Origin of the sequence: Parasphingorhabdus cellanae (assembly GCF_017498565.1) — a bacterium.
GTDB classification, from domain to species: domain Bacteria; phylum Pseudomonadota; class Alphaproteobacteria; order Sphingomonadales; family Sphingomonadaceae; genus Parasphingorhabdus; species Parasphingorhabdus cellanae.
The window spans coordinates 3,120,766-3,145,657 of sequence record NZ_CP071794.1 but is presented as its reverse complement, the minus strand read 5'-3'; the positions used below and the strand labels follow the sequence as shown (position 1 = coordinate 3,145,657).

11 protein-coding genes are annotated in these 24,892 nt (G+C 53.4%); all 11 read left to right on the top strand.

Annotated features, from left to right (window positions below; all coding sequences use genetic code 11):
* Window positions 1–24 precede the first annotated feature (24 nt).
* Window positions 25–1,014: a cobaltochelatase subunit CobS gene (gene cobS / locus J4G78_RS15055; protein ID WP_207987344.1), complete on the top strand. Its 990-nt coding sequence runs from the start codon at window positions 25–27 to the stop codon at window positions 1,012–1,014.
* A gap of 127 nt (window positions 1,015–1,141) precedes the next feature.
* Window positions 1,142–3,250: a transglycosylase domain-containing protein gene (locus J4G78_RS15050; protein WP_207987343.1), complete on the top strand. Its 2,109-nt coding sequence runs from the start codon at window positions 1,142–1,144 to the stop codon at window positions 3,248–3,250.
* An 80-nt stretch (window positions 3,251–3,330) separates the two neighbouring features.
* The gene (gene cobT / locus J4G78_RS15045; RefSeq protein WP_207987342.1) at window positions 3,331–5,160 is read left to right on the top strand and encodes a cobaltochelatase subunit CobT; all 1,830 of its coding nucleotides are present in this window, start codon (window positions 3,331–3,333) and stop codon (window positions 5,158–5,160) included.
* Window positions 5,157–5,828, top strand: coding sequence for a nitroreductase (locus J4G78_RS15040; RefSeq protein ID WP_207987341.1), 672 nt, complete (start codon window positions 5,157–5,159; stop codon window positions 5,826–5,828). The genes cobT and J4G78_RS15040 overlap by 4 nt, the downstream gene beginning before the upstream one ends.
* Window positions 5,829–6,033: 205 nt before the next feature.
* Complete coding sequence (locus tag J4G78_RS15035) at window positions 6,034–9,174, top strand: CHAT domain-containing protein (protein ID WP_207987340.1); 3,141 nt, start codon at window positions 6,034–6,036, stop codon at window positions 9,172–9,174.
* Complete coding sequence (locus J4G78_RS15030; protein ID WP_207987339.1) at window positions 9,174–11,228, top strand: adenylate/guanylate cyclase domain-containing protein; 2,055 nt, start codon at window positions 9,174–9,176, stop codon at window positions 11,226–11,228. The genes J4G78_RS15035 and J4G78_RS15030 overlap by 1 nt, the downstream gene beginning before the upstream one ends.
* Complete coding sequence (locus J4G78_RS15025) at window positions 11,215–12,018, top strand: hypothetical protein (RefSeq protein WP_207987338.1); 804 nt, start codon at window positions 11,215–11,217, stop codon at window positions 12,016–12,018. Before J4G78_RS15030 ends, J4G78_RS15025 begins: the two co-directional genes overlap by 14 nt.
* Before the next feature lie 105 nt (window positions 12,019–12,123).
* The gene (locus J4G78_RS15020; protein WP_207987337.1) at window positions 12,124–13,914 is read left to right on the top strand and encodes a ShlB/FhaC/HecB family hemolysin secretion/activation protein; all 1,791 of its coding nucleotides are present in this window, start codon (window positions 12,124–12,126) and stop codon (window positions 13,912–13,914) included.
* A 19-nt stretch (window positions 13,915–13,933) separates the two neighbouring features.
* Entirely contained in the window at window positions 13,934–22,351 is an 8,418-nt protein-coding gene (locus J4G78_RS15015; RefSeq protein WP_207987336.1) for a beta strand repeat-containing protein, read from the top strand.
* An 87-nt stretch (window positions 22,352–22,438) separates the two neighbouring features.
* The gene (gene cysS / locus J4G78_RS15010) at window positions 22,439–23,893 is read left to right on the top strand and encodes a cysteine--tRNA ligase (RefSeq protein ID WP_207987335.1); all 1,455 of its coding nucleotides are present in this window, start codon (window positions 22,439–22,441) and stop codon (window positions 23,891–23,893) included.
* A complete protein-coding gene (locus J4G78_RS15005; RefSeq protein ID WP_243457121.1) occupies window positions 23,890–24,867 on the top strand; it encodes a D-2-hydroxyacid dehydrogenase in 978 nt (325 codons plus the stop codon). Before cysS ends, J4G78_RS15005 begins: the two co-directional genes overlap by 4 nt.
* Window positions 24,868–24,892: the final 25 nt, after the last annotated feature.

The following is a 24,892-nucleotide window of genomic DNA, read 5'->3' as shown; positions in this document are numbered from 1 at the left end:
GGCCTGAGTTTTCAAAGGACAAACATGACTGACATACCCAATACCCATCCCAGCGGCAGCGGCGAAACGATTTTGGACGCACCGGATCAATCCGTTGATGCGCGGGAAATGTTTGGCATTGATCTCGACATGCAGATCCCGGCATTCAGTGAGAAAGACGAGCGGGTTCCCGATCTTGATCCTTCCTATGTGTTTGATCAGGATACGACCGCCGCGATCCTCGCCGGTTTTGCGTTTAACCGCCGCGTGATGGTGCAGGGTTTTCACGGTACCGGCAAATCCACCCATATCGAACAGGTGGCGGCACGGCTCAATTGGCCCTGTATCCGCATCAATCTGGATGCCCATATCAGCCGGATCGATCTGGTAGGCCGCGACGCCATTGTCTTGAAAGATGGCCAGCAGGTCACCGAATTCCGCGAAGGTTTGCTGCCATGGGCATTGCAGACGCCGACGGCCTTGGTATTCGACGAATATGATGCGGGCCGTCCCGACGTCATGTTCGTGATCCAGCGCGTACTGGAGGCAGAAGGCAAATTAACCTTGCTCGACCAGAATCGGGTTATCCGTCCGAACCCGAATTTCCGTCTATTTGCGACCGCCAACACCGTTGGCCTGGGCGACACTAGCGGGCTGTATCACGGCACGCAACAGATCAACCAGGGTCAGATGGACCGCTGGAACATCGTGGTCACGCTCAACTATCTGCCCGCCGCGACCGAAGCGCAGGTCATCCTCTCCAAGGTTCCGGACACGGACGACAAGACCGTGGAGAATATGATCAAGGTTGCCGATCTGTCGCGTCAGGGCTTCGTCAATGGCGATATTTCCACCGTAATGAGCCCGCGGACCGTGATCAGCTGGGCCCAGAATGCCGCTATCTTCAATAATGTCGGCTTTGCCTTCCGTTTGAGCTTCCTCAACAAGTGCGATGAAGCCGAAAGAATGCTGGTCGCTGAATATTATCAGCGAGTCTTTGACGAGGACCTGCCGGAAAGCGTTGCGGGCAGTTAAACTGGCTTCATTTCGGGTTCACCCGATATTGAGCATAGCGTTGTCTTTGGCTCAAGAGGAGGTCCGGTAATCACTATTCCAAATTGCCCCTCGCTTTTTGTGTATTGCTAATGTAATACAGTCAATAATGCTGGATAAAACATTTTCCTCTGACGCTCCGCGCCGTCGCTGGTATTGGCCATTCCGTCGCAGAGCGCCTGTAAGCACTGCCTTTTACGAACCCTATGGCGATGCGTTGCCGCCGCATTTGCAGGACGAACCGCTTGCGCCACTTAAGAAGCCCCGCGGCAAATGGTGGTGGTTTAGTCGCGGAGTTGCGGCTGTCTTGTTTCTGTTGATTCTGTTGATCGCTTATCTGGCTATCACAGCCCCGCTTTCCAAATCTCTGCAACCTATAGCTCCGCCGCAAATCACTCTGCTGACCTCCGACGGCCAACCGATTGCTCGCAATGGCGCGGTGGTCGAGGAGCCGGTGGTGATCACAGAACTTCCCGACCACGTTGTCAACGCGTTCTTGGCAATCGAAGACCGGCGTTTCTATTCGCACTGGGGTGTCGATCCCCGCGGCCTCGCGCGGGCGGCTTTAAGCAATGCGACCGGCAGCGGTATGACCCAAGGTGGAAGCACAATTACGCAGCAGCTCGCCAAGCTGACCTTCCTTACACCAGAGCGCAGCCTGACCCGAAAGGCGCGCGAAATGCTGATCGCTTTCTGGATGGAAGCGCGATTGTCCAAAGATGAAATCCTTCAGCGCTATCTGTCCAACGTCTATTTTGGCGACAATGTCTATGGCCTGCGCGCCGCTTCGCTTCATTACTATTATCGTAAGCCGGAAAACCTGAAACCAGAACAGGCAATCATGCTAGCCGGACTGGTTCAGGCCCCTTCCCGCCTTGCACCGACCCGCAATCCCGATCTTGCCGCCAAACGGGCCAAGCTGGTGAAGGCGGCCATGGTCAATGGCGGCTTCCTGACGCAGGCAGAGGCTGACAAGCTGCCCAATCCGGTGCTGGATGTTCGGACCAAAAACACGGTCCCTACCGGCACTTATTTTGCCGACTGGGCCATGCCGCGGGCCAGAGCGCTGTCGGAAATGAGCTACAGCAAACTCACCATCACCACTACGCTGGACTCCCGGTTACAGAAAATAGCTGGCAATGTTGTCAGCCGCGCGCCGCTCGGCAAAGCACAAGTCGCGCTGGTCGCCATGCGGCCCGACGGTGAAGTGGTCGCGATGATCGGTGGACGCGATTACAAGCAATCTGCGTTCAACCGCGTGACCCAGGCGAAAAGGCAGCCGGGCTCGACATTCAAGCTGTTCGTCTGGCTAGCGGCCTTGCGCGCGGATATTCGGCCAGAAGATATGGTCGATGATAGCCCCATCACCAAAGGCGGCTATCTGCCGAAAAACGCGGGAGAGAAATACCGCGGAGAGATTACGTTGAAAGAGGCTTTCGCCAAATCGAGCAATGTCACGGCCGTGCGTTTGTTCCAACAAGTTGGCGATGAAGCCGTGATCCGTGAAGCCAGAAATCTTGGCGTCACATCGAAACTTGCTGAGGATGATCCGAGTCTGGCGCTGGGTACATCTACCATGACGCTACTCGAACTGACTGCCGCTTATGCGGGCGTCGCTAACAATAGCTGGCCGGTCGAACCCTATGCGTTCCAAAAGGGCGAACAGAGCTGGGCGGCATGGCTGTTCGACTGGCCGGGCCGCTATGGCAACAGCACGCATGAACGGATGGAAGATATGCTGCGCGCCGCCGTTAACGAAGGCACAGGTCGCAACGCCCGTTTGTCTATTCCCAATTACGGCAAAACCGGCACTAGCCAGAATAATCGCGATGCCCTGTTCGTCGGTTATGCCGGAGACCTGGTGGTCGGGGTGTGGGTTGGCAATGACGACAACACACCGCTCAAGGGCATTAGCGGCGGCAGTATCCCTGCGCGCATCTGGCGCGATTTCATGCGTCAGGCGGTCCTTGGCGCCGGGCCGGTGAGCAAACCGAAACCGAATCCCGATGGGCCGATCAAGCCATTGGACGTGCCCGATGCCCAAGATTTGGAAGATGTACCGATTGACCTTGGCGATTCCGAAATTCGTATCAACGGCGGCGACAGCGTTTCAATTTCAACCGAGATTGGCGGGATCCCTGTCGACTTGCGGCTCGATAATGACGGTGTGGCCATCGAAAGCAGACGCGAAGAAGCACCTGCCGCTACGGATCGCTAGGCACTGACTATATCCTAGCAAAATGGTGGAATATTGACCTTTGATTCCCCTCAGTTTTCCGCTTATGGCTGTTGTCTGCTATGGCTGACCGTTCCAAACTTGATGATCTGAAAGACGTGCTCGGAGGCGCTGCGCGCGCAATGTCTCATGAACCGGAAGTGGAGCTCGCTTATACCGCAGAAGCACCTTCGCAATCAGGCCAACATTTAAAAGTGCCCATGCCGGCACGCGATCTGCCAGCCGAACAGGTTGCACAAGCCCGAGGCTTTGCCGATAGTTTCGCCTTGAAACTGCGCTATCACAACGAGGGCCGTCACCGAAAAAATGCGCCGCAAGAAGCGATAGCAAGAGCGTGTTTTGATGCCCTCGAGCAAGTGCGCACTGATGCACTGGGCTCCCGCAATATGAAGGGCGTGAATGGTAATCTTGATGCGGCCCTCGAAATGCGGATGCGGTCTGACCCAATATCACGCGCGCAAAATCGAGATGAAGTGCCTATTTCAACCGCCCTTGCCTTGCTAGCACGCGAGAAGCTGACCGGTGAAGTACCGCCGGAATCGACTCAAAAAGGCGTTGAGATGCTGCGGGAATGGATTGAAGAAGGCGCCGGTGCCGATCTGGATGGCCTCAATTTGACGCTGGATGATCAGGACAGCTTTGCCAAATTGTCGACCCAGTTGCTCGAGCATCTTGACTTGATCAGCAGCGATGATGAAACGTCAGACGCCGACGATAATGATGACGATTCTGACGATGATAGCGAAAATCAGGAAGATGACGGTGCGGACGACGAAGCGACCGGCGACCAGGGCCAGCAGGACATGCGCTCCGAACAGTCAGAAGATGAGGCGCAGGAAAGCGAGAGCGAGCTAAACTCGGAAGAACTTGAAGAGGGCGCGGAAGAAGAAATGGGCGACGCCGGTGATGATGGCATGATGCCGGTGCGTCCGAACCGCCCGATGTCCGACCTGCCGCCCGGCTTTGATTATGCGCCGTGGACCGAGAAATATGACGAGATTATCAGCGCCACCGAATTGTGCGATGAAGAGGAACTCACCCGGCTGCGCGCCTTTCTCGACCAGCAACTGACCAATTTGCAAGGTGCGGTCACCAAGCTAGCTAACCGCCTGCAACGCCGATTGATGGCACAACAAAATCGCAGCTGGGATTTTGATCAGGAAGAAGGCATGCTCGATGCCGCGCGTCTGGCCCGTGTCGTGAGCAATCCAGCGCACAGCCTTTCCTACAAAATCGAACGTGAAACCGATTTTCGCGATACGGTGGTTACTTTGCTGATTGACAATAGCGGTTCAATGCGCGGCCGGCCGATTAGCATTGCCGCGATCAGCGCGGATATCATGGCGCGCACCTTGGAACGCTGCGGCGTTAAAACCGAGATATTGGGCTTTACCACACGCGCCTGGAAAGGCGGCCAATGCCGTGAAAGCTGGCTGGCAGAAGATCGTCCCGCGAATCCGGGTCGGCTCAACGATCTGCGCCATATCATCTACAAACAAGCCGACGAGCCGTGGCGGCGGGCGCGCAAAAACCTTGGTCTGATGATGCGCGAAGGCTTGCTTAAAGAGAATATCGATGGTGAAGCTCTTCTTTGGGCGCATAGCCGATTGATTGCGCGGCCCGAGGAACGCCGGATATTGATGGTCATCTCCGACGGCGCGCCAGTTGATGACTCAACGCTTTCGGTTAATCATGGTGCCTATCTGGAAAATCATCTGCGTAAGGTTATCGACTGGATTGAAAGCCGCTCGCCCGTGCAGCTGGTTGCCATTGGCATCGGCCATGATGTGACCCGTTATTATAAGCGTGCTGTCACCATCATGGATGCGGAACAACTGGGCGGGACCATGGTCGAGCAGCTGGCCGGCCTTTTCGATGAGGAAGCAAAATGAACGTAACCGAAGCCGTTAATTCTCGCCGTTCCGTTCGCCAATTTCTCGACAAGCCTGTTGACCAGAAAGTCCTTCAGAAGGTCCTTGAAACCGCAGCCCGATCGCCGTCGGGCGGCAACACCCAGCCATGGAATGCTGTCGTCGTTGGCGGAGATGAACTGACCCGCATCGCGGACGCCGTCAAAGCCAAAGTCCCTAGCGCACCTGCGGGTGAAAATATGGAATATGACATCTATCCGAAAGACCTCGAAGGACGGTACGAGGAACAGCGCAAAAGCGTTGGCAAAGCGATGTTCGCTTCCCTGAACATTCCAAGGGAAGACGGCGGCGCGCGGATCAAGCAGATGATGGCCAATTGGGACAGTTTTGGCGCGCCTGTGCAGCTGTTTACCTATACGCGTAAATATATGGGCCCGCCGCAATGGTCCGACATGGGCATGTGGCTCCAAACAGTTATGTTGCTGCTCCGGGAAGAAGGCCTGGATAGCTGTCCTCAGGAAATTTGGGCTATGTACGGCACATATATGCGAGAGCTGCTGGGTATTGACGATGACCATATCTTTTTTTGCGGCATGGCCATTGGCTATCGAGATCCCGACGCACCGATTAACAATTTCAATGTTCCGCGCGTTCCACTAGCCGAAAGTGTAAAATTTCAGGGATTCTAAATCATTTAGACCACTGATAAATAAAGATTTTATTTTCAGACGTTTCAAAAAGTGACAATTGTCACCTCATTTACACCATTGTGTCCATTAATTACTATGCCAGACTCGGAATTGTCGCTTATGACTGTTTCTGAGGGTTTTTCGGGTCGTAATTTAAGCAGCTTAGCCAATGGGCGTAAGCCGCCATGGGCATTGTGGGGAATTTATGATCGGTCCGAGTGATTTTCGTTTGCCGCTATTGGCATTGTTTCCTGTATTGATTGCGACTTCTTCCATTGCACATGCGCAAGGAACGCCGATATTATTGCGCGACAGTTTTCCGATCGGATCTGGTGACGGAACGCTTTGTCAGGTCCAAGACAGAAGCATAGAGAATAAAACCAAACAGAGCATTTTTGACCGAAGTTGGGCAGTCGTCTGCCGCGATTCCGCTCGTCCGGTAAGTTTTGTCTATGCCTTTCGCGCGCCAGAAACGGATGTCATGCAGCGCATCGCTCGACATCGCGCAAACGCAATTTCCTGTCCTGAAAATAAACCGAGTGTCATTGTCGACGGATTGAAACAGACATCGTGCAAACTGTCCGACGAACCGGTCGCCTATTCGATATTTCAGGAACAGAGCGGCAACACAACCTACGTTGCAGAAGGCCTTGCGGTCTATGATAGCGCAACAACTCTTGCGCTGAAATCGATCATGGCGGACAAGACTGTCAAAGGCAAAATTGATATTGCCTCAACATCTATTGAAGATCCGTTTGCCTTCGCCCGGGTTCAAGCGTTAACATTAAAGCCCGATCAAGCTTTGGCAGAAGGCTATCGCCGCAATTTAAGTGGTGACTATGCCGAGGCGGCTGCTTTTTTTGAAACACTGCAGCAACGGACATCGGGTCTGAATGACGTAAAGGTCAATCCGCAAGAATATTTTATCAATCGCGCCCTGCAAAAATCCAACCTCGGTGAATTTGCTGAGGCAGATGAGCTATTTCGCGAGGCAAAAGCGGTTGATTCCGGTAGCGTGGTAAACCAGAAATTATTGCGCAATTTTGAAGCGATACATCTTTTGAATCAGGGGCGTTATGAAGAAGCGGTTACGCGGGTTAACCTGCCCATCGCCGCTACTGAATCGCAAAGAGAATCCCTAGTAGCCAGTCTTACAATCACACAGCCGATTGCGATGCGGCTTAATGGTGATGATAAAACGGCTAGCCTTTTGGGTTTGAATGATGACCTGAAACTGACCGCTGCCGAGCGCGGACAAATTATTGATGCACAAGCACTGCAGCTTATCGGCACGGCTCAGCGGATAAGAGGCGACGACGCTGAAGCGCAAAAATCTTTGACCACTGCCTATAATCAGGCAGTTGCTGTTCGCGATGGACGCGTGACGTCGATCACCCGGCTGCGCACACAGATATTGTCGGAACTGGCGCTTATTGCGGAAACGCGGGGCGAATTTGCCAATGCTGAACAGCTATTGCGCAATGCATTGGAGCTGGTGGAATTGCAATATCCGCAAACCCGTGCGGTTAACGGTGCAAAGGCAAAGCTGGCCAGCTATTTGCTGCGCCAGGACAAACAAGATGAAGCCCGGCAATATTATCGCGAAGTTGTTGATAGCACGATTGGAAAACGCAGCGCAGCTACCGGCATCGCGAACCAGCTGGCGCCCTATTTCGATCTGATGACCAAAGATCCTGACGCTGCAGAGGAATTCTTCAAGGCCTCCCAAATTCTTGTCAGGCCCGGTGTTGCTGAAACCCAGGCGGTTCTGTCACGTGAATTAAAGGGTGGTACGGATGAAGCGTCACGGCTATTCCGCCAGTCCGCCAATCTCGATCGCAGCATCGAACGGTTGCGCATGCGGTTCACCGCATTGGGCAAGATCGAGCAAACGACAACAACCCGGCAACGGCGCAGCGACCTTGCAGCCGAAATTGAGGAATTAGAGCGCAGCCAACAACTTACTATTGTTAGCTTGGCGCAATATCCGCAATATCGCGCCGTCGCGGGTAGCTCAATCGCACTCGCAGATTTGCGCGCCAGCATGATCGATAATGAAGCCTATTTGCGGATGGCGATTGTCGGAAATGACGTGTTCATTTTCTACACCGAAAAAGATTTTGCGACGATGTACAAAACATCCCTGAGTGCTGATGCGTTGGATGAAAAAGTGGATCTATTGCGTGCATCGATTTCTGCGTTTGAAAATGGCCAATATGTAACTTATCCTTTTGATATCGAAGCATCACGCAGCCTGTATCAGGATCTGATGGGACCGGTATCAGAAAGACTAGCTGCTAAAAGTCATCTGATCTTTGAACCAGATGGAGCGATGCTGCGATTGCCCATCAATCTGTTTGTTGTCGATGACGCCTCAGTCACAGAATATCTGGCGCGGGTTGAACAGCCTGATGGCGATCCGTTTGACTATACCGGCGTGCGCTGGCTCGGAACCGATATCAATATCAGTACTGCGGTATCAGCCCGCGGATTTGCGGACGCCAGACAAGCACCAGTTTCAAAAGCTTCGCGGCAATATCTGGGCTTAGGGAATAACCAGCCAGTTGCGGCTGAAACCGGTGTTCGCCGCGTGCGGGCTGCGGCGGGCGGTGTGGATGCCCAGTGTAATTGGGCACTCAATGAATGGAATAATCCGATTTCGGATGCCGAGCTGATTCAAGCCCGTTCGATCATCGGGCAAGGCGGCTCCGAAATACTGACCGGCACTGCCTTTTCGGATGATAAGATATTGGCGAAATCCGATATTTCCGAATATCGCATCCTGCATTTTGCAACCCATGGCCTGGTCACGGCGCCCAAACCATCTTGCCCCGCCAAGCCCGCCTTACTGACGTCTTTTGGCGGCGAAAAATCAGATGGTTTACTCGCCTTTGACGAAATTTTTGATATGAAACTAGACGCCGATATCGTGATCCTTTCGGCCTGCGATACAGCTGGTAAAGCGAGCATCAGAGCAACACGCGAGGCCGGCGTCAGCAGTGGCGGCGGTACTGCACTGGACGGTCTTGTTCGATCCTTTATTGGCGCCGGCAGCCGCTCTGTGCTTGCGAGCCATTGGCCTGCGCCCGATGACTTTCAAGCCACCGAGCGTCTGATTGGCGGACTGTTCGACAAGGGGCAAGGTCAGTCCATTGCTTCGGCTTTGCGGACGTCACAGAAAGAATTGATGGATGATCCAGTGACATCGCATCCTTACTATTGGTCGGGCTTTGCGATTATCGGCGATGGGTCACGGCCATTTCTTCCCGACGGATCACCGACTGGTCAGACTGCAGATGTGGCTGGAACAAGCGATAAAAAAATTGCGGTGGCCAATTTGAAATAATGGCAAGCACAGCAAACCCGAACGACCCGGCAACATCAAGCCGTGATGTCAAGGCTGAGGCCCGCGGAGTATTGCAATCTCTGCGTCGGTTGTTCGATCAGCTTGGTCCGATCCGCTTGGGTTCTACGATCTTATTCTTGTTCCTAGCCCTCCTGATGGCCCGGTTCAGCTGGACCACACCGCTAATCCAGGATGCCGAGCGCGCGCTGTATGATATGCGTGCATCGGTTTTCGCCCCGGAGGTCGAGAAAGAAGACCGGATCGTGATGATTGTCTATAACGAGGATACATTGAAGCTTACCGGCCAACGCTCCCCTGTAGACCGGACAATTTTAGCACAGGCACTGGAAACAATTGATGCCGCCCAGCCTAAATCCATTGGTATAGATATTCTCTTTACGATGCCGCAGGATGATGATGAGCTGCTTGTTTCAGCGTTCAAACAACTCGAAACGCCAACATATATTGCTTATGCCGATCCAAAATATAATCCTGAAATTGCATTTGCCGAACACGAGTTTCTAAAATCCTTCCTGAGCGAAGTCGAAAGCGAAAAACTAAAGCCCACCAGTATCAGGTTGAATACCGATAGTGACGGTGTTCAACGGCGCTGGACCCCGCAAAAAGCCGAGACACCGGAATTTATGGCCATGGCGCTCACGGAGCCCAACCCGGAATTCGCCGCAAATAACGGGGCGATCCGCTATCTGGTGCCCTCAAGCCAGGATATGCCGGTGTTCGACAAATTCCCAATTGAGAGCTTTGCTGATCCCGCCACTGCCGACATGTTACAGTCTTTCATAAAGGATAAATATGTTCTGATCGGGGGTGATTTCGTCGATCGTGACCGGTTCGAAACGCCAATTGGTTCGATCACGGATCTACAAAGCGAAGATGGCAAAATGATTGGTCTGGAAGTGCACGCACACATGCTGGCGCAGTTGCTTAACGATGATCGACCCGCGCTAGTCCCCAACTGGACGCTATGGGCGGCGGCTCTCATCGTAGCGATATGCGGCGGCCTCTCAGCACTCATCATGGGCAATGCCGTAAAAGTCGCCTTCATTTTGATCGGCCAGTTTGCCTTTTTCCTGGTGTTTCCCTTTTTCCTACAAAATCTGGGCATTGATACCTTAACCCTACCTGCCTTTGGCTGGGCGTTGGGTTGGCTATTTGGTTACTCCTCCGTCGGATCGGCGGCAAGAACCATCAACTCCAAACAGCGTGCATTTGCACAAGGCGCGCTTGGCAAATATCTGCCGAAATCTATCGCTGGCGAAATTTTACGCGATCCTGAGAAGCTCTCTCTGCATGGTGAAAAACGCCAGATATTCGCTGTTTTCACGGACTTGGAGGGCTTTACAAAGTTGAGCCACGCCATTGAACCGGAAATGGTGGCAACTTTGCTGAACGACTATCTCGACCGGCTCAGTGAGGTCGCGCTCGAATATGGCGGAACTATCGACAAATTTGTCGGTGACGCGCTGGTCACTTTCTGGGGCGCGCCAATCGCCTATCCTGACGACGGCGAACGCGCAGCCAAAGCCGCTTATGCTCTTTATCAGGCAGGAGAAGAATTTCGTAAAAACGTACCCGAAGGTGTGCCGCCAATCGGCCGGACACGGGTCGGCTTGCATTATGGCGATGCGATTGTCGGCAATTTCGGCGGCGATGGCCGTATCCAATATACCGCGCTTGGCGACGCCATGAACACGGCGGCTCGGCTCGAAGCCGCCAACAAGACTCTGGATACCAAAGTTCTGGTCAGCAGAGAAGCGATGGAGCGCACTGGCCTCGATTGGTACCGTCCAATGGGTACGATCACCCTGCGGGGCCGTTCGACACCGGTAGACGTTTTTGAACCTGTACCCGACTGGGAAGAAAAAGATCGTGCGGCAGTGACAGCCGTCATAGCGGCCCATCAAAAAGGTGATATTGATTATGTTCAGGCACTTAGTGCTATTGTGACGCAATATGGCGAGGATTTAGGCTTGGCCAATTTGCGCAAGAGACTTGAAAATACAAAGAATGGAGAAAGCTATGCACTCGGCTGATTTAAAAACACCTAAGGCGGGTAAAAAACTTGGAAACCTCAGTAAAATTGCCTTCGGCGCGTTTTTGCTCGTAGGATTAACAGGCACGGCCATTGCCCAGAATATGGTAGTACGTTCAACGGGACCATCGGCAAAATCCTACCCAGCTGGTAAGAAGCTTTCCAACAATGCGAAGCTAACACTCAAAAAACTGGATCAGGTCACGATCCTGGGCAAGGGCGGGACCCGGGTTCTCAAAGGCCCAGGGACATTTTCTGTCAATCGCAACGGCGCGCGCCAATCGAGTAGCTCGACCCGTTTGTCCAGCTTCATCAATAATCGCGGCAGCAGCCGGGCAAGAACCGGAGCCGTCCGCAGCGCCGGTGTTACGGATACCACTGTTGCGCCGAAAAACCCTAATCTATGGTATTTGGACGTGACAAAGGGTGGCAAATTCTGTGTTTCAGATGCCAACACATTGGTGCTTTGGCGCCCGGACTACACCGGATCAGCAACTGCCAGCATTGTCGAACCGACCAATGGCACGGTAACAGAAGTCGCTTGGCGAAAAGGCAACCCACTGAAAAGCTGGCCGAAGACCGAGGCACCCTTGACCAATGGCGCTAGCTATCGGTTGATCGGATCCAATGTTGAAAAGTCAGTCGAGGTCAATTTTGTGATGTTGAATGATGCACCCAAAAGTCTCGATGAAGCGGCAACAGTGTTGATTGCCAATGGCTGTCAGAGCCAACTCGATCTGTTGGTCGAAACGTTGGACGACGGATCATCGGAGAGCCAAGAACAGAGTTAACCAAGGAATAGTTTTCACGCCTTGAGGTGAGGGTCACGGCGTGAAATTATAATATCATATATCCAACCGGGGTCGCGCTGGAAATATGAAAAACCGGGGAAGAATATGTCGCGAGCGCGCGCAATAAGAAAATTGACTTTATTGGTATCAATACCAGCAATGCTGTCTGCTCATGGTAATCTATGGGCACAGTCATCTGTGGCCGCTCCGACGAGAGAAGAAATTCAGCGTGGGTTGCTGGGCGAAGCCGAAAAAGGTCAGCCTCAGCCGCTGACGGTAGAAGGCGGTATCGAACGGTCCGCCTGCCCGCTCGCCAATCCCGAATTTGCCGATGTTAAATTCACGCTGCAATCGGTTGATTTCGGTGGATTGGGCGTGGTCGATGCATCGATATTGCGATCTGCTTATACCGGCTATATTGGCCAAGAAGTTCCCGTTGCCGTGGTCTGCGAAATCCGCGATCGCGCCGCCACTATTTTACGCAGCGCTGGTTATCTGGCTGCGGTTCAAGTGCCGCCGCAGACGATTGATGGCGGCAATGTAAAGTTTGATGTCCTGCTCGCGAAGATGACATCGGTCCAGGTCCGCGGTGACGCAGGATCATCCGAAAAGTTGCTTAAGCAATATATTGATCAGCTGACCAATGAGCCGGTTTTCAATATTGACGTCGCCGAACGTTACCTGCTCCTTGCTCGCGATATTCCAGGGTTGGATGTGCGGCTGGCATTGCGTCCGGTAACGTCCCTTGCTGATGGCCGTCCCGGCGACGTAATCGGCGAGTTTAACGTGGTCCGCACGCCAGTCTATGTTGATGCCAATATTCAGAATTTTGGATCCAAACAGGTTGGCCGATTTGGTGGATTGCTGCGTGCGCGGTTTAATGGAGTTACCGGCCTTGGTGATGAAACCACCATCAGCGCTTTTTCAACCGCGGATTTTAGTGAACAGCAGGTTTTACAGGTCGGTCATGAATTTCGGGTTGGAGGCGAAGGCCTGCGCTTTGGCGGCAATTTCACCTACGCATGGACCGATCCCGAACTGCCTAATGATTTCGACATTGAATCCGAGACATTGGTCGCCGGCGTTTACGCCACCTATCCATTTATCCGCAAACAGGCGCGCAATTTGTTTGGCACCATTGGATTTGAATATATTGATCAGAAGACCGAAATTTTTGGCATACGGACCAACGAAGATGACCTCAGCATCGCCTATGCGCGTCTGGATTTCAGCGAAATTGAGCCTGGCAGCATATCCGGTCGCGGCGGTTATTCCGCTTTTGAACCGAAATGGGCCATGGCCGGATCGCTCGAATTGCGTCAGGGGCTGGGTATATTGGGCGCTAGCGAGGGATGCGGGCCAGCATTTGTCCGCTGTGTTGGCCAAACCGTCATTCCAACACGGGCCGATGGTGATCCCACAGCCTTTGTGGTCCGGGGACAAGCAAAACTCGATTATCGCCCCACTCCGCTACTAGCATTCACACTGAAACCGCGTTTCCAATATTCTCCCGATGCGCTATTTTCTTATGAAGAAATTTCCGGCGGCAACTACACAACCGGTCGCGGCTATGATCCGGGCACCATAATCGGCGACAGCGGATATGGCTTGCAAACGGAAGTCAGCTACGGCTCGCTAATTCCCGATTCACCCAATGGCACGGCTTGGCAACCCTATGTCTATTTTGACGCGATGGCGGTGTGGAACAAGAATTTCCCGGGCGATCCTCAGAAAATTTATTCCGCCGGCGGCGGTATCCGCGCAACCATTGGCCGTCGGGCCAGTCTGGATGTGATGGCTGTTGTGCCGCTGAAACGCGGCCCCTTTGAGACTCGGCGAGACAGCGCACGGGCATTGATGACCCTTACCGTGCAACTCGCACCCTGGTCACGATAAGCGAAAAAGGCGGCGAATGATGACCAGAGGCAAGACGATGACACAGACCAGCAAACCAGGCGCGATCAAAGGCAAAACTATGCAAAGAAGCGAACAACAACCGATCAAAGCCCCTGCGTTCAACAAATTGAAACTGCTTGCCAGCGGGTCCATTACGGCAGCCGCGATGATGTTAGCGATGACGCCGCATCATGCACTGGCTCAGGCTGCACCGTCACCGAGCGGACATGCTGTTAATGCCGATCCGCAACTGACCAACGGTAATTTTACTTTGGGAACCGGTAATTTCACACCCGGCCCGACCAGCGATACCGTTTCAATCAGCAGCGACCAGGTGATTATCGATTGGGATCTTTTTGACCAATCGGGTGGTGGTACAATAAACTTTTTGCCGCAAGACAATGGCTTGGTGTTCAACCGGGATGGCGGCGGAAGTTATACGGTACTTAATCGCATTGTCCCGACTGACATATCTCGCGGCATAAGTATCAACGGGAATGTCTCCGCTTTAAGCGGTTTTGTGCCCTTTATCGGTGATGTATGGTTTTACAGCCCCGGTGGTATTCTGGTTGGCGCCAATGCAAATATCAATGTCGGATCATTGGTTCTTACGACCAATGCAATCGACACAACAGGTGGGCTGTTCGGGCCGGATGGAGAAATTCGTTTTCGCGGTCCAGCATCTCCAGTCGGCGGACCATTCCCAGCCGTCACCATAGCGAACGGCGCACAAATCAACGCGATCAGCGAAGGCAGCTACGTTGCGATGGTCGCACCGCGCGTTAATCAGGCAGGAACGGTCAACGTTAACGGATCCGTCGCTTATGTCGCAGCCGAGCAGGCTGATATCACTATCGATTCCGGACTTTTCGATATCAATCTGCTAGTTGGGTCAAACGATACGGTAGGCGTCTCTCATACAGGAACCACTACCGGTCCCGTACGCAACCCGGATCCTGCCTTTAACGGAAATAAGGATAATCAGGCTATCTACTTTGCGGCATTGCCAAAAAATCAGGCGATGACAATGCTGCTACAAGGCACGATGGGCTATACGGCGGCCTCCGCTGCCACCGAGGCGGACGGCAGGATCATCCTGAGCGCAGGTGGTAATATAGATTCGACGGGTTTGAGCTTTTCCGACGATTTTCGGGTTACGATCGATGAGGTGGTCGATCCGGCAATTAATGGCAGCATTGACCTTACAGGCCTTGATTTCAGTAACAGTATCGCCGCTTTTGCCAATAATAATATTGCTATTCAAGACCTTCTCGGCGCTCCTGTTACCGGCGCGCAAGGTATCAACCCCCTCGGCCTGACATTCACTGCTGGCGACTCCATTCGTATGGAAGCGGCCGGCGATACTGGCCGCATCAATATTGACGGTGATATCACCTTGAACGCGGTCAATGGCGTCCAGATTATCGCTCGGGACACATCAGCGATTACAGTTGGCGGCAGCCTGTCGATCAATGCGTTTTCAGCGACGCAGGGCGGAACAATTGACATTCTCGCCAGTGGCGGCGGTAGCAGAACACCGGGATCCGGCGACATAATTGTTGGCGACGAACTAGTGGTAAATGCTGGAATTGCCGGCATCAGGAGCCAAGGGAGTGATGTCGCACAGGGTGTGGATACATTTGGCGGTACAATCAATCTAGACATTCTTGCCGGCGGCTTGCTCGATATCAATGGCGGCGGCGGACGCAACGGTTCATCATTTGACGTATCTGCCGCACCCAATATGGGTATGGTAACAGCGGGCGAGTCCACCGGTGGCACTATTAACGTGAATATTACCGGTGTCGGCAGCACATTGACTGACAGCACAAGCGTGCAATTCCTGGCCAATGGTATTGCTGGAAACAATTTCAATGGAACCGCTTCGGGCGGAACTAATAGTGGTGGAACAATTAATTTCACCGTCACCGATGGTATTGTGAATGCAGGGTTTGGGTTTCTTAGTGCGAGCGCGATCGGAACAAGAAATGCCGACGGCAATGTGACGGCATCTGAGAATGGCGCAAATGCTGGCGATATCGCAGCCAACTTTAACAATGCCACGCTAAACCTAACGGGGCGACTTGTCTTTGACAGCGACGCGGTGGCCGAGACCGGCTTCGACGGAGCGGGTAACGAAGTTGCTAGCCCATCCATGTCCGGTAACCTTGATGTTACATTCGACAACACGACACTGGATGGCACTGGCTTGGGATTGAATACAAATTTTGTCGGTAGCGGAACGCCAGGAGACCTGTCCTTAAGTGTCCTAAATGGTTCTGACCTTACGTTCACAAACGATTTTGAATTAATGGTGACGGGTAATGCCAATACAAATGGCACAGCTTCAAACAGCGGCAATGTAAACCTGCTTATTGATAACGCTTCCATCGACTCGGCCAGCTTCGCTCTTGCATCCTCGCGCACCACATTCGCTGCTGCTGATGCCCTGACGGATGGAACAACCGGAACGGTCAATGTCACTGTCCAGAATGGCGGAAGTCTAACGGGAAGTCGGTTTGCGATGTCCGCCAATGCGCGTACACGCACCCAAGGTGGGACAGCCATCGCTGGTGACATCGTAATAAATATTGATGGCGGGACGTTAGCATTTGTTGATGGTCCCTTCATGGAGCCTTCGGTAAGCCTATCAGCCAGTGGTTCCGGACGGAGCAATGCCAGTGATGGCCTTGCCGCAGAACGTGGTCTGGGCGTTGGCGGGAATATCACACTGACACTCGACAATGGCAGCAGTTTTTCGGCCGAAACTTTTTTGAGCAGCGCCAATGGTTCAATCGAAGATATCCAAGAAGGTCCAATTCCCATTCGCGGCCAAGGTGGCAACGGCAGTGGCGGCCAGACGACATTCAATCTGATTGACGGAAATTTCTCTGCTAACGACGTGACGGTATCATCTGGCGGCTTTGCATCTTTCGGAGGCGACTCAGCACCTTTCGGATTTCCAGAGCTGCCAGGTGTTGTCGGCAATGGCGGCGACGGTCAAGGCGGCGATGTCGTCTTCAATCTTGATGGTGCTGTTGTGACCGTCGATAACCTCACGGTTTCGGCCGACGGAATTGGCGGCAACGGCGGCAATGCTCGCGATATTGAAGGTGTCGTAGCTGGAAACGGCGGGACTGGCACAGCAGGGAATGCCATATTGAACGCTAATGCCGGAAGTTTGACCGTCAACGATAGGCTAGAAATTGTCGCTGGTGGTTTCGGCGGCAGAGGCGGAGATGGTACCGGTGTCAACGCAGGAAGCGGTGGCGATTCTGTCGGTGGTGTCGCAACATTCAATCTTGACGGAACAGCTACTATCTCGGCTCAGCTTGCGTCAATTTCGGCAAGTACTGATGGCGGTCGCGGCGGCGATGCACTGGTTGGCGGAATAACGCCATCGCAGCGCGCCGGAGATGGTGGCAATGCGGTTGCCGGTAGCGCTGTATTCAACAATAATAGCGGCGATGTAACCTTTACCAGTACGGAAGTTACCGCAATCGGCACAGGCGGCGATGCGGGCAATGATCCTAACGCACCGACACGCTATGGCGCTTATGGTACCCCTATTCCTGCAGTTGGCTTTACTGGTCAGACCGCTGGCAATGGCGGTGACGGAACCGGTGGTAACGCGACAATCAATCTCAGACAAGATGACGTGACTGATCGGGTGTATCTGGTCGATGCCCGAGGAGTGGGAGCAAAAGGCGGTGAAGGCAATAGCGGCGGTAACGCTGGTGCAGGAACCGGCGGGACGGCGACACTCAACATCACGGGTTCGTCGGTATCCCTTGACAGTCCGGTCGTGACGGCAACCGGTACAGGCGGCGTCGGCGGTATCGCTCGCACCATATCGGGCAATGGCGGTAATGGCGGCGATGCCCAAGGCGGCGTCGCAAGGCTGGAAATAGTCGGTGCTGGCGCATCATTGAACAACGTCGGAGACCCTCTTGTAACCGTCGCTGACGCTTTCGGTGGCGACGGTGGCACCGGGTTCGATAATTTCAGTGGCAATGGCGGAGACGGTGGCGATGGCGGTTCAGCAACCGGCGGCACTTTGGAAATAGCGGTTCGCACAGGTGCAAATTTTGCGCTGAGCGGCGGCGGTGAATTCACGTTATCCAGCACCGGTACTGGCGGCCTTGGCGGAACTGGTGGTTATTCCTATGCCAATGTCGCAGGCGATGGCGGCAATGGCGGCAATGGAACCGGCGGGACGGCCCGCCTTTTGGCACAAGGTGGCACGATTACCGGCAATGACGTTACGATTACGACCACTGGCCAAGGCGCAGATGCCGGGCCAGGCGGCTTTGCCTATGCGGGCGCTGGCGGTGTATTGGGCACGGCTGGCATTGGCGGTCTTGGCACCGGTGGGACCGCAGCGCTGGAGGTCCAGGAGGGCAGTCCCGGTATCCTAACACTTGGCAATGTCACCATGTTGGCTAACGGCCTAAACGCGGGTGACGGATCAACACCAACCGGAATTGGTGGCCGGATCGAATTAACCGACACGTCGACCGATCCTGCTGGTTTGATTACGCTGGCCTCATTGAACGCCGAAGCTTTGGCCGGGGTCGGTCCTTCAAGTGGATTTTTTGTGATCGGAAACAGTGACCCTATTACCATATTGGGTGACTTGATTGTCAATGTGGCAGGCAACATAGAATATGCTTTTGATGGCGCCAGCCAGATGACGGTTGGGGGGTTTGCCGATTTGCGCTCCACTTCCGGTTCGATACTAGTGGATCACACCAACAATGCCGCCGGGACCATTTCCATCGACGTTGTTTCGGAATTTGATGCCGATGCGGCCAATGATGTCAACAGCATGGTAGGATCAATCATTCAGTCAGGCTCTCAAATCAGTGTGAATGCTGGCGCAAATATTTTCGCAAATGATCTGCGGGCACTCAACATCATCGATCTGACAGCCGGACAAAATGCGACTCTGAACGACGGCGCTGTGACCGGTCCGCCGGATGCTTCCCCTCTGGGAGCTGGCTCCATAATTAACTCCGGCATTTCAATCGAAGCTGGTTTGTCCGCAACACCTAGCCCTACGCCCGTCTACGATCCTATCTTTGATGCCACCGTCACCGGCAATGTTACGTCGACCGGTGCCATTCGCGTCCGGGCGGGCGGTAATGCAATTTTCCAGGCAGGTAGCAATAGTATATCCGACAATGGTATTTCGGTTTTCACAGGTGACGATATTATCATTGAAACAGGAGCGCGGTTGGAAGCTGCAGCCAATCCTGTTGATACGCCAATATTGGCCACCCCTTTTGACAGCGAGAACAACCTAATACTGCAAGCTGGCGCGTTAGTTCCCGATCTGATCTCAATACCAGCCACACCTATTGCTTCGATCGTGGCTGCGGGGACGATCGAAGCCAATGAATTTGCGGTGGTCATGACGGCGAATGCAATAGACGGCCTGGGCGGTGCCATTGATGCCAGCTCAATCAGCGCCGATATTAACGACGCGCCTACCAATGCTGAAATCGGACTTTTCGGCCAATCTGACGACGCCGGTCTCCTCAGTGCAAACTGCGTTGAAGGTACTCTTTGCCTCGGTGCACTGGGTGCCGACAATATCGTATCCATCGGTCAGGCGGGCGTTCCGATTCAGGCAATTATCGAAAACGGAGACATTATTGCCAATCGCATATTTGTTTCTACACGCCGGGACATCGTAATGGGTGCAGACGGTATTCCATCACGCTTCATCGCCAGCGACGAGATTTTCGTTAACAGTACCGAAGGCGACGTAAACCTTCTCGATGCAGAATTGACGAGCGGCCTATTGGGTGTCGATGCAGCTGGAAGTCTGCGGGGTTCGGGCTCTCTCAATAGCGGCAACGATATCGGCATTAATGTAAGCGGTGATATCTCGGCCGCTGTTATAAATACTGGCGGTGAATTGACGACGGTAGAGAATCGCAACGGCGCACTAGAAGGCTTTTATTCTGTCCCGGGTAGCATGAACGTTGGCATATTGACCGTCGGCGCTGGCGACGTAAACTATGATGCCGGCGGTGATTTCAGCTTTGATCAGGTCAATGTGCCTGACACCAACATAATATTAAATGCGCCGGGATCGGTTTTCCTAGGGGCCACATCTGGTGCACAAAATATCGATATCAATGGCGGCAATATAACCGTTGGCGGTATCGATGCTGGCGTCGATATTGTTCTGTCCTCTGCAGATTTCATTGACTTTGGGTCCATCGACGCTGGAAATATGCTCGACCTTAGCGGCAGCGATATCACGGGTGATGTTCTCGCCGCCGGTACGACCGTCATGGTTGTAGGCACTGGCAGTCTCTCCATTGGCAATGTTATCTCTGGCAATGAAACATTTCTGGAGGGCACTTCGGTAACGTTAGGCGGTGCAGATACCGGCGATAATGGTGATATCCGGTTTACCGAAGGTTTGCGTATCCGCGCTCTGGACGGCGACATTAATATCGGCGGCGATCTGGATATTTCGCGTACCGGGGATTTTTTCGCCTCGGGCGACATCATCTTTGGTGATGTCGATGTGACGAGCAAAATACTTTCTAGGCTGGATTTACGGTCGGTCGGTTCCGTTGCATTTGGCAATGTGACGTCCGATTCCCTCATCAGTGTCCGGGCCGATGGCAACTTCACCGCTGATACCGTCGCCGCCGTTTTTCTCCGGGCCTTTGTTGATGGGCTGGTCGATGTCACGCGCGCCGAAGCCCTCGACAGTAATTTTGAAGCTGATCTCGGCATTGAAATTGCCGAGCTGATCGGCGGTTCGGCCGTGTTGCGGTCTTCCGGCGGCGATGTTGCTGTTCGGAACAACGCCTTAGTCAGCGACAGGTTAATTGCCAACGGCAACAATGTGTTCCTGCGATCGGACGGTGCGATGAGAGTCCGGGCCACGGCTAATGCGGGTACGATCGATATTGTTACTAGAGGCAATCTTGTGGTCGATGAGGCTAGTGCTACGAGCAATATCCAACTGACTAGTCTAGCCGGTAGCGCGGAATTGAATGAACTCATCATAGTCGCCGCCGGTGCCGGCAGATCACCCGCAGGCATAAGCGGTCAAGCTGTGGTAAGCGCCAACGGCAACATTGATATAACCGCAGCGGTTGACGTGGCGATTAATGATACCGTCAACGCGAACAATGCCTTGACCATCACCGCTGGTAATCTGGTTGATATTCAGGCGCTTGCAACTGGGACAACTATCGACCTGTCATCAGCAGATATCAGTATTGGCACATCGGGCCAGCTTGGCGAGTTCACACAGACCAATGATATTTTCATCGAAAGCAACGGCAATAATCAGGCAATCTTGGGCGGTGCCGGAACCGCAGGCGTTTTCAGCCTTAACAATGACGAATTTACCCGAATACAATCGAACCAGGACCTCACCCTGTTTGTTGCCCAAACCGGTAACGCCACACCAGACCTGATCATTCAGGATCTGACCATTCAGACCGGTGACAATGTCAGCGGGGCTCAAACGGCAACCATCGGCTTCTCTGGCACACTGACCATCGATTCCGGTCAGTCTACTCGCGTTGACGGCAATCTAAACCTGACCAATGCGTCGGCCGGGACAACGTTGAACATGACATCTGTCAACGACCTCAGGATCAATGCCAATGGTGGCCTGATACAGATTACCGATATCAATGGCGGTTTTGGCGGAGTGGGACTCATGACGCTGACGGCCCAAAACATCTACGCAATGACCGATCAGGCCTTTGCCGATATTGCCGGGCTCGACGTGAATGCGGTCGATCTCCGTCTGGAAAATAATGATGGCATCAATCTCGACAATGGCCTTATTCGAGGCGGCATTGCACAATTTGTGGTCGACGGCGATCTGTTCATCCAGAATACCGCCCCCGGGGTCTCTTTTGATGAACGCCGCGGTTTCACAGTCGGCAGTTTAACGATCAACGGACTCAGCGCAGGCAGCAATGCCAATATTGTCATCAATGGCATTGTCGGCGGTGACACAGGGGTCGACACCATATTTGCGACAGATACTGTGGTCGGGTTTGACGATTTTTCCACGATCAATGGCTGCGTTATAGTTGATCCATCAAGCTGCGGTGCACCGCCTCCGACGCCTACTCCTACACCCACTCCAACTCCAACTCCAACCCCGACGCCAACGCCAACGCCTACCCCAACCCCCAATCCAGATTTTGATGATCCAGAGATCGACGATCCGGTGCAGGATATTATTGAGGAAGAAGTCACCCCGGGCGAAGATGGTACGGTGGTAAGCGATCCATTCGAGACCAATCTTATCGAGCTGAAGGAAACAGAGGAATATGTCGATGATCCGTTGATTGACGAACCTGTCACCGGCGCTGGTAATGATGACCTTTGGGTCGGCGAAGATGATGGTGGTGACTGCGCGGAAGGCGATGAATCCTGTAGCTAAGGTGGCCCGACCGAGAAAGAGGAGCTTGAACCCGCCGAGTGAATTGACCGGTTGACCTTTTATATCGCAAGCCCTTAGGCGGTGGATATGAATGAAAATACCAGCCATCCCTTGAACCTGTTTAACAGCCTGAGCCGATCGCTCGAGGAATTCGCTCCTATCCATGAAGGCGAAGCGCGGGTCTATACCTGTGGTCCGACAGTTTATAACTATCCCCATATCGGGAATATGCGGGCCTATGTTTTTGCTGACTTATTGGGGCGAACATTAAGCTGGAAGGGTTTCAAACTCACCCATGTCATCAACATTACTGATGTCGGGCATCTGACTGACGATGCCGATGATGGTGAAGACAAGCTCGAAAAAGCGGCCGCAGAACGGGCGCAATCCATCTGGGATATCGCCAAACATTATACCGAAGCTTATTGGGAAGATATCAAGGCGCTGAACATCCGCCAGCCTGCTCATTGGTCCATAGCAACTGACTATGTTCCGCAGATGATTGAATATGCCAAAGGCATATCCGACAAGCATTGCTATGAACTCGATAGCGGCCTCTATTTCGATGTCTCTACGGTCGCCGATTATGGTAGCCTCGCTCGCGCGGCGACCGAAGATGGCGAGGGTAGAATTGATGCTGTAGAAGGCAAACGCAACGCGGCCGATTTCGCAATCTGGCGCAAAACACCCGATGGCGAAACCCGGCAGATGGAATGGGACAGCCCCTGGGGTAAAGGCGCACCAGGCTGGCATCTGGAATGCTCCGTCATGTCGGAGGCTTTACTCGGCCTGCCCTTTGACATTCACACGGGCGGGATTGACCATCGCGAGATTCATCATCCCAATGAAATTGCCCAGAATCAGGCGCATAGCGGCTGTGACCATAGCGGTGCGCGGGTTTGGATGCACAATAATTTCCTGATCGACCGGTCTGGCAAAATGTCAAAATCGGCAGGTGAATTTTTGCGCCTGCAACTGCTGATCGACAAGGGCATTCACCCCCTCGCCTATCGTCTGATGTGCCTGCAGGCCCATTATCGCAGCGAGTTGGAGTTTAGCTGGGATAATCTGATGGCTGCGCTCACGCGTCTCAAACGTATCATCATGGGCGTTGAACGATTGAAGGATCGCCTCAAGGCTGCGCAAGACGAAAAGCCGCCTCATCCCAAGCTCGCGGAAATGCGTGAGCAATTGGATGCGGCAATGAGTGACGACCTCAACAGCTGCCCGGTCATTCCTTTGCTGGAAGATTTACTCTCACTAAAAAAAGTCGATGCGATACAGCGGATGAAACTGTTGCAGGACATTGACAAACTGCTCGGACTCAACCTGGAAATACTTACCAGAACCGACTTGCGGGTGCGGCCCAAATCGGCCTCGATCACCGAAGCAGAGATTGAAGAAAAGCTCGACCTGCGCCAGCAAGCCAAGGCAGATAAAGACTTTGCCGCAGCCGACGCGATCCGTGATGAATTGACCGCGCAAGGTGTGGACTTGATGGATGGCAATCCGCTACGCTGGGAATGGAGCATTTCGATATGAGCCAAAAAAACGAAAAACGGCCAATAGCAGCCATGGCATCATTGGTCCGCCCGATGGTCGAACCGCATTGCGACGATCTTGATGTGACATGGTTTACCAGTACAGAAGAAGCGCTTGAAATTGCACCGCACGCCGAAATCGGTTGGTTCGATATGTATGATAAAGAGAAAATGGCATCGGTGCTGGCGGCTGCCACCAATCTGAAATGGCTTAACAGCATCTATGCGGGCGTTGAACATTTTCCTCTGGATCAGCTTAAACAGCAAGGCACAATCGTCACCAATGGCGCAGGGCTAAATAGCTCCCCCATCGCAGAATTTGTGCTAATGGGCATGCTTGCGGCCGCCAAGCGGACCGACAAATTACTGGAGCTTCAGGAGCAACAGGACTGGCCGGAACAAGCTCCCGGAACGACTGAACTAGCCGATGGCAAGGCATTAATCATTGGCTATGGCGGTATTGGTCGGCAAGTCGCGAAAAAACTCTCCGGTTTTGAAATGAACGTTACCGCCGTGCGCAGGACGCCTAGCGCCGATCCAGCTGGTGTTGGTACCGAAGTAATTGGAACAGATGACTGGCGTGACCGACTGGGAGAATTTGACTGGGTCATCGTTTCAGCGCCAGCGACAACAGAGACACAAAAGCTCCTCGGCAAAGATGAGTTTGCTGCGATGAAAACATCGGCATGGCTAGTCAATGTCGCCCGCGGCTCTTTGGTGGATCAGGACGCGCTAGTGGACGCGTTGAACAGCAAGACTATAGGCGGAGCAGTCCTCGACGTAACTGAGCCCGAACCATTGCCCAAAGGTGACCCCCTCTGGACTGCGCCAAACTGCTTCATCACTATGCATGTTTCCGGTGTAGCCCAAACCCGCATGTTCCAGCGCGCAGCAGGCCGCTTTGTCGAGAATTTGAAGCGTTATCAAAATGCGGAAGAGATGATTGCCATCGCCGATCTTGATCGCGGCTATTGAACCATTGAGAAAATTTTGGATTGAT